Annotated in this window: 1 protein-coding gene; it reads right to left on the reverse strand. The window is 71.6% G+C overall.

The genetic code is table 11. The annotated features are described in order from the left end of the window. Window positions 1–796: IS701 family transposase (locus KDL01_RS41525; protein ID WP_212534211.1), on the reverse strand; the 796-nt coding region annotated here is incomplete at both ends.

The raw sequence follows: 796 nt of genomic DNA on the forward strand, positions 1-796 counted from the left end.
GTACCTGTCTCAGCGCTCTGGGCCAGGAGACGGTGCGCGCCGGTACGGGAGTGTGGCTCCCCCCTCTCCTCGTCCTGGGTTTCCGGCGGGTCCGCCTCGGACCGCGGTGCATCCTCGGGTGCCGGTTCGTCGTGGTAGGCGTCCCAGCAGAAGCTGAACGCGCAGTTGACGAGGGTTTGATGCCTGCGTATGGCGGTATCGGAGCGGACTTGGAAGTCGGCCCAGCCGAGCTGGTCTTTGACCTGCTTGTAGGCCTGTTCGATCCAGTGGCGCACGCCGTAGATCCGGGTGACCTCGGCCAGGTCCGCGGGTGGATGTTCGCTCTCGGCTTCGCGCGGGGAGCCTGGGCGCGGGAGGTTGGTGGCCAGGTACCAGGTGGCCTTCTCCGGGAGCGTCGCAGGGTCCTTGGTGGCCACGGCCAGGCGCGTGTACCCGTCCGGGCCCCAGGCGCCCAGAGTGGCGTCGGCGGCGTACCAGGTCTCGGTGTGCCCGTCGTGGAAGGCCCGCTCGACCGGCGCCCACTCGCCCGGGTCCTCGGGCCCGTTCCAGGCCAGGGCCCGGGCGGCATCGGCCGGGGTATGCGCGGCCGGGCCGTAGGCCCAGGTGCCGTGTCGAGGCTTGAGCGCCATGACGAACGGCAGCCCGGCTTCGCGCAGCTCCCCGCGGAACCCGTCCTGGTCGCCGTAGGCACTGTCGGCCGCGACCGCGCGAAACGGGAACCCGGCCGCCTCCGCACGGCGTGCCAGCTCCGCCCCGATCTGCAGCTTCGTGCGAAACCCCGGGTCGTTCTTCCCCT

This window comes from Actinospica durhamensis, assembly GCF_018139695.1.
Lineage (GTDB): Bacteria > Actinomycetota > Actinomycetes > Streptomycetales > Catenulisporaceae > Actinospica > Actinospica durhamensis.